The organism is Roseibium sp., assembly GCF_048260565.1.
Lineage (GTDB): Bacteria > Pseudomonadota > Alphaproteobacteria > Rhizobiales > Stappiaceae > Roseibium.
The window spans coordinates 220,085-227,339 of record NZ_JBLXGP010000008.1; the positions used below are offsets into that span (position 1 = coordinate 220,085).

Annotated in this window: 6 protein-coding genes; all 6 read left to right on the forward strand. The window is 59.1% G+C overall.

From position 1 onward, the window contains the following. The first annotated feature begins 263 nt into the window (after positions 1-263). The 6 genes from bamA to lpxB all read left to right on the forward strand — a co-directional run bounded on the left by bamA (position 264) and on the right by lpxB (position 7,062). Complete coding sequence (gene bamA, locus ACN0SO_RS17795; RefSeq protein WP_417680058.1) at positions 264-2,507, forward strand: outer membrane protein assembly factor BamA; 2,244 nt, start codon at positions 264-266, stop codon at positions 2,505-2,507. Between the two features lie 86 nt (positions 2,508-2,593). Further along, positions 2,594-3,631 (forward strand): UDP-3-O-(3-hydroxymyristoyl)glucosamine N-acyltransferase, encoded by a 1,038-nt coding sequence (lpxD, locus tag ACN0SO_RS17800; RefSeq protein ID WP_417680059.1) that lies wholly within the window; start codon positions 2,594-2,596, stop codon positions 3,629-3,631. Positions 3,632-3,688: 57 nt separating this feature from the next. Next, positions 3,689-4,153: a 3-hydroxyacyl-ACP dehydratase FabZ gene (gene fabZ, locus ACN0SO_RS17805; protein ID WP_417680060.1), complete on the forward strand. Its 465-nt coding sequence runs from the start codon at positions 3,689-3,691 to the stop codon at positions 4,151-4,153. A gap of 6 nt (positions 4,154-4,159) precedes the next feature. Then, positions 4,160-4,957, forward strand: a complete 798-nt coding sequence (lpxA, locus tag ACN0SO_RS17810; RefSeq protein WP_417680061.1) for an acyl-ACP--UDP-N-acetylglucosamine O-acyltransferase — start codon at positions 4,160-4,162, stop codon at positions 4,955-4,957. A 7-nt stretch (positions 4,958-4,964) separates the two neighbouring features. After that, positions 4,965-5,843, forward strand: a complete 879-nt coding sequence (locus ACN0SO_RS17815) for an LpxI family protein (RefSeq protein ID WP_417680062.1) — start codon at positions 4,965-4,967, stop codon at positions 5,841-5,843. A gap of 13 nt (positions 5,844-5,856) precedes the next feature. After that, positions 5,857-7,062, forward strand: coding sequence for a lipid-A-disaccharide synthase (gene lpxB / locus ACN0SO_RS17820; RefSeq protein WP_417680063.1), 1,206 nt, complete (start codon positions 5,857-5,859; stop codon positions 7,060-7,062). Positions 7,063-7,255: the final 193 nt, after the last annotated feature.

Sequence of the window (7,255 nt, forward strand, 5' to 3'; positions counted from 1 at the left end):
ATCTGTTTTGCCTGTCAGGGACTGTTGCGTAATCGGCAAAAGACTGTAAAACGATTTCGGTTCTAGAGATTCTGGGGTGGCCTGTGGCTTTTCGCACAGGACAAAAAAGACAAAGGCATAGCGCACTTATGCAGCGATTGCAGAAATTCACTCGTGCCGTATTGCTAGCGGCAGCCGTGTTTTGCACCGGCGCCGTTCTACCCAATGCATACGGGCCGCTTTCGGTTACATCGGCAGAAGCGGCAGTCGCGCGCAATATTGTGGTGCGCGGAAATACGCGGATCGAGACCGAGACCGTACTGAGTTATTTGACTATTTCCGTCGGGCGTTCCTATGGCCCTGCGGATATCGACGAATCTCTCAAGGCGCTTTTTGCGACCGGTCTGTTTGCAGATGTAAAGATCGTTCCCCAGGGCGGCACTGTTGTCGTCAACGTGACGGAAAACCCGATCATTAATCGGGTGTCTTTCGAGGGGAACAAGAAGATCAACGACGATGCGCTGAAGACGGCTGTCCGGTCTTCCGAGCGCACGATGCTGACCCGCGCGAAGGTCCAGGCCGACGTTCAGAACATTCTGGAGGCCTATCGCCGGTCCGGTCGCTACGGCGCGTCCGTTAATCCGGAGATCATCGATCGCGGCAACAACCGGGTCGATCTCGTTTTTGAAATCAACGAAGGCAAGAAGACCGGTGTCGAACGGATCACGTTCATCGGCAACCATGCGTTCAGCGACGGGAAGCTGCGTGACGTGATTCGGACCCGTCAGAGCGGGCTTCTCAGCTGGCTTCGGTCGACCGATACCTACGATCCCGATCGCCTGGCACAGGATCAGGAACTGCTGCGGCAGTTCTACCACAAGAAGGGCTACGCCGATTTCTATATCGTTTCGGCGACCGCTGATCTCGACCGCGAAAACAATGTGTTTCATGTGACCTTTACCGTTGAGGAAGGTGAGAAATACAAGATTGCGGATGTTGAGGTCGTTTCGTCCCTTTCCGCTGTGGATCCGGAGGCCCTGCGGTCTCAGTTGCGCACCCATTCGGGAGATACCTACAATTCTCTGCGTGTGGAGCAGACCGTCGAGGATCTCACGATCAAGATTTCCGAAGACGGCTATGCGTTTGCGCAGGTTCGTCCCCGCGGCTCTCGTGACTACGAAAACAAGACGATTTCGCTCACGTACTATATCGAGGAAGGCCCACGCGCCTATGTCGAGCGGATCAATGTGATCGGCAACGACCGTACCCGCGAATATGTTATTCGCCGCGAATTCGATATCGTGGAAGGTGATGCCTACAACCGGGCGCTCATCGACAAGGCGGAACGCCGTTTGAAAAACCTCGGCTTCTTCGAGCGTGTGGCGATTACGACATCTCCTGGCAGCGCGCCGGACCGTGTCGTCATCAATGTCAATGTTGAGGAAAAGCCGACCGGGGAAGTTTCCTTCGGTGTGGGCTACTCCACGAGCGACGGCGTCATCGGCGATGTCTCGATTTCGGAAAAGAACTTCCTGGGTCGCGGGCAGTATGTGAAGCTCGGTGTCGGCATGGGCGCCGATACGCAGAGCTACCAGTTTGCGTTCAAGGAGCCGTTCTTCCTTGGTCGCCGGATCGGTCTCGACCTTGACCTCTACAAGCTTGTCAATGACAGCAACGACTACCGTGCCTATGACGAAACGACCACGGGTGGTGGCTTCGGGTTCTCGCTTCCGCTTCGCGAAGACGAGTTGACGCTTCGGTTGTTCTACAAGATCTATCAGACCGATCTGAAAGACCCTGACAACAAGGCTACGGGCATTGCGAACTGCGCAGGCAGCGGCCTTTCGATCGCGATCTGTGACTCGCTTGGGACAAACCTGACGTCTCTTGCCGGCTACCGGTTCATCTATACGACGCTCGACAACAACCTCGATCCGACCGACGGGATTTATGCCGCCGCCGGACAGGAATTCGCGGGCCTCGGTGGCGATTCCTTCTACATCAAGAGCACGGCCGACGTTAAGTACTTCAAGGAAATCCTGCCGGATCAGGGCATCGTTGGTGCCCTCAAGGTCACCGGCGGTCACATCACGGCTCTGGGCAGCGACCGTCTGCGGGTGCCTGAACAGTTTATGCTGGGCGGGAATCTGGTTCGTGGCTTTGAAAATCAGGGGATCGGTCCGCGTGACGCTGTCACCGGCGACGCGATCGGCGGTCAGCTGTTCTTCGCCGCAACGGCTGAGGCTACGTTCCCGTTCCCGGGCGTTCCCCAGGAGTTCGGCCTGAGCACCGCGGTCTTCTCCGATGCCGGTGCGCTTTGGGATGCGGACTCCGGACTGGTGAACCTGGTTAACAACAACGCGTCTTCCGTGAATTCGAATGACTTCGATCTTCGGGCTTCCGTCGGTGTCGGTCTCAGGTGGCGGTCTCCGTTCGGTCCTTTGAAGGCGGATTTCGCATGGCCGCTCGCGAAAAACAGCGTGGACAAGACGCAGGTGTTCCGCCTGAGCGGCGGGACCCGCTTCTAACGTACCGCGTGACAAACCCTCTACGGCCGCCGCATTGCCGGCGGCCGTTTGCTATTGGTGCCTGATGCTCAGGGGAGCCAAAACCCATGTCCGATCCCGTCTTTTTTCCTCCGGTAGAGCCGGTCTCACTCGAAAAAATCGCTGAATGGGCGGAAGCGGAGCTTATTCGCGGGACGCCCGGGCGGTTGATCGCGGGCGTGGGGCCGATCGAGGATGCCGATGATGGCGTGCTCGTCTTTTTCGACAATACCGCTTATCTCGACAAATTGAGCGAGACCCGGGCTGGCGCCTGCATCATCGCCCGCAAGCACGTGGACAAGGTGCCGGAAGGTGTCGCCATTCTGGTGTCGAAAGATGCCTATCGTTCCTGGGCCAAGGTTCTGGCTCAATTGTATCCGGATGCAATGGTTCCGAAGCCAGCAGGGTTTCAGGGGATTTCCGATCGCGCCTCCATTGACCCGTCCGCGGTGTTGGAAGAAGGGGTTGCTGTGGGATCCGGAGTTGTGATCGGTGCAGGGGTACAGATCGGTTCGGGTACCGCCATATTGCCCAATGCGGTCATCGGCCCGGGCTGCACGATTGGGCGGGATTGCGTCATTGGGGCCAATTCAACGCTGCAGCACGCCATTCTGGGCGATCGTGTCTACCTGCATCCCGGGGTGTGTATTGGCCAGGACGGTTTCGGCTACGCGATGGGTGCCGGTGGACATCTGAAGGTTCCGCAGGTCGGCCGCGTGGTTATCCAGGACAATGTGGAGATTGGCGCGAACACCACCATCGACCGGGGGGCTAACCGGGATACGATTGTCGGTGAGGGGACCCGGATCGATAATCAGGTCCAGATCGGACACAATGTCATTATCGGACGGCACTGTGTCCTTGTTTCCCAGGTTGGACTTTCCGGAAGCTGCAGCCTGGAAGATTTTGTAGCGATCGGCGGACAGACCGGGGTGCGCGGGCACGTACGCATCGGAATGGGTGCCCAGATTGCCGCGGTTAGCGTCGTTGGCGAGGATGTGCCTGCCGGCGGGCGCTACGGCGGGACGCCTGCAAAGCCGGTAAAGCAATGGTTCCGCGAGATGGCCGCGTTACGCAAGCTTGCGGAGCGGGGCGGCGGGTCTTAAAGGTTTGTCAAGATAGAGATTAAACTGGGCGCTTTGTGTCGCTCAAGGGGCTGACGAATGGAACAAACTGAGAAGACGGAACTCGGTAGTGCCGACATCATGCGGATCATGGAGATGTTGCCGCATCGGTATCCGTTTCTGCTGGTCGACAAGATCATCGAGATCGACGGCGACAACAGCGCCATCGGCATCAAGAACGTCACGATCAACGAGCCGCATTTTACCGGACATTTTCCAGGACAGCCCGTTATGCCGGGTGTCCTGCTGATCGAGGCCATGGCGCAGACGGCCGGCGCAATCTGCGTGGATTCCCGGGGCGACGGCACCCCTCCGCAGCTGGTCTACTTCATGACCATCGATAATGCGAAGTTCCGCAAGCCGGTCATTCCGGGCGACCAGGTTCACTTTCACGTCCAGAAAATCAAGCAGCGGTCCAACATCTGGAAGTTCCAGGCGGTCGCCAAGGTTGATGGTGCGAAGGTCGCAGAAGCGGAAATCAGCGCAATGCTCGTGGACGCGTGAGGACGGATGGCTGAGATACATCCAACGGCGATCGTTGAAGACGGCGCCAAGCTGGGCGATGGTGTCGAAATAGGACCCTATTGCATAATCGGGCCCCACGTGAAGCTGGGTGACGGCGTTCGCCTGGAAGCCCATGTGGTCGTCGCCGGTCATACGACAATCGGCGCAGGTACGCATATATTCCCGTTCGCCAGCATCGGTCACAAACCGCAGGATCTGAAATATGCGGGCGAGGAAACCTATCTGGAGATCGGTTCCAACAATCAGATCCGCGAACACGTCACCATGAATCCGGGTACGGCCGGCGGCGGTGGGCTGACCAGGGTCGGCGACAATTGCCTGTTCATGATGGGCGCTCATGTGGGCCATGACTGCATGGTGGGCGATCATGCCATTCTGGCGAACAATGCGACGCTCGCCGGTCACGTCGAATTGGCAGATTACGTTATCCTCGGCGGCCTGAGCGCCGTCCGCCAGTGGAGCCGGATCGGAACCGGGGCGATTGTCGGTGGTATGACCGGCGTCGAGTTCGATGTTATTCCGTTCGGTTCGGTGATCGGTGACAGGGCCCGTCTGGCGGGATTGAACCTGATCGGCTTGAAGCGAAAGAACTTCCCGCGTGAACAGATCCATGCGCTCAGAGCCGCCTACAAGACGCTTTTCGAAAGCGAGGAAGGCACGTTGAGGGAACGGGCCCAGGACATGGCACAGGCATATCCGGACGCGCCGTTGGTGAAGATCGTCACCGATTTCATTCTGGACAAGGAAGACCGACGGTTCTGCACGCCACGCAGCGGGGACTGAGACGCTTATGGCGTCGCCGTCCAATGCAGTCGTGCCGCCTGATACCCGCGTCGGTCTTGTCGCGGGAAACGGGGCGTTGCCGCATCAGGTGGCCGATCTTCTCACACAAAAAGGGCTTACGCCGGTGACCGTCGCTATCAAGGGCGAAGCGGACCCGGAGACCCTGGCGCGCTCCGTCGCGGAATTGGGATGGGGAGAGATCGGGCGTCTGCTTAAGACATTGAAACGGCACGGATGTTCCAGATTGCTGCTGATCGGCGGAATTTCCAGGCGTCCGGATTTTGCGTCCGTGTTCGGGGATGCCGGAACCCTCAGGCTTCTGCCTAAGATCGTCAGAGCGCTTATGGGGGGCGATGACAGCCTGCTTTCCAAGGTAATCGGACTGTTTGAAGCGGAAGGATTTGAGGTGGTCGGCATGACGGATATCGCACCTGAACTTTTGGCCGGCTTGGGCGTTCTGGGCAAGGTGTCACCCTCAAATAGCGCTCTGGAAGATATGGAGCTGGCGTTCAAGGCGACCGAACGGCTCGGCGAACTGGATATCGGTCAGGCGGCGGTAGCCGTCGGCGGCCGGGTGGTGGCGCTTGAGGGGGCCGAGGGGACTGATGCGATGCTGGAACGCTGTGCGGTTCTGCGTGCGAACGGACGGATCCGGTCCAAGGGTGCTGCCGGCGTGCTGGTCAAGGCAGCCAAGCCGAGCCAGGACCTCAGGGTGGATTTGCCGACCGTCGGCCCCAGAACCATCGAATTGGCATCTGCTGCAGGTCTCGCGGGCATTGCCGTCGAAGCCGGACGCGCCCTGATCGCCGATCAGGAAGCGACCGTCCGCAAAGCCGACGAGGCCGGTCTTTTTATCTACGGCATCGAGCGGCCGGAAAAGGGCTGAGGAGCAGGTCTTGATGTCTTCCGTGTCGCCCCGTCCCAGAACCATTTGTATTGTCGTGGGGGAAGAGTCCGGGGATCTGCTTGGATCCGAGCTTATTCTGGCGTTGAAGGGCCGCCTTGGTGACACGGTCACCTATTGCGGCGTCGGCGGCGAGCGGATGAAAGCTGCCGGTTTCAAAAGCTTCTTCGACATGTCGGACATTGCCGTCATGGGGATGACCGCTGTTCTTGCCCGGCTGCCGATGATCGTCAAAAGGGTCTACCAGACGGTGGCCGGCGTGATCGCTGCGAAACCGGATGTGCTGATTATTATCGACAGTCCCGATTTCACCCACAACGTCGCCAAACGGGTGCGCAAGCGTGCGCCGGATATTCCGATCATCGGCTATGTCTCGCCGTCGGTTTGGGCGTGGCGGTCCGGACGGGCGCGCAAGATGAGCGTCTACGTGGATGAGTTGCTCGCGCTTCTGCCTTTCGAGCCGGAGGTTCACGAGCGGCTCGGTGGGCCTCGGACCCACTACGTCGGCCATCCAATCATCGAGCGGGTGGATCGATTCCGTCCGAAGGACGGCGAACGGACGCCGGTCTCGTCTGAGAAAAAGGTGCTGCTGGTTCTGCCCGGGAGCCGCGGCAGCGAGGTCGATCGCCTTCTGGCGGATTTCGGAAGCACGGTTTCGCGGCTTGCCGCACGGTTCAAAGACCTCGAAGTGCTGCTTCCAGCGGTTCCGCACATGGTCGAGCGGATCAGGCGCGATGTTGCCGACTGGCCGGTCAAGCCGGAAATCGTCCTGGGCGAGGAGGCAAAGCATGCCGCCTTTCGCAGGGCCCATGCGGCCCTGGCGGCATCGGGTACCGTTTCCCTGGAACTGGCGCTTGCCGGCGTACCCATGGCGATCTGCTACAAGCTCGACTGGTTTTACCGGCGGCTGAAGGACCTCAATAAGGTCGTCCAGATCGTCAGCGCCACTTCGATGGTCCTGCCCAACATCATCCTCGGCCGGAATGTGGTTCCCGAGTTCCTGGATGATGAGGTCAATGCGGATCGGCTGGAACCGGTGGTCGCCGACCTTCTGACCGACAGCGAGGCAAGGCGGGAGCAGATCGAGGCGTTCGGGGATCTGGATCATCTGATGCGCCTGCCCGATGATCGTTGCCAGAGCGCGGCGGCGGCCGATGTCGTCATGGAGTGTCTCGAAAGGCGAGATAATACAGGCCGCTAATCTGTTCGAATTCTCTATACTTTAAGGATCCTGAATCAAAAAAGGACGCCGTGGGGCGCCCTTCAGACTGCTGACAAACCCCTGGCGTTAGCCGGGGGTTTTTGATTCACTGTTTTGATGTTGAAGAAGCCCGGCCCCGACCAGACAGCTCTCGAGATGGTGACGCTCGACCAGCTTGTTCCCACTGATCACC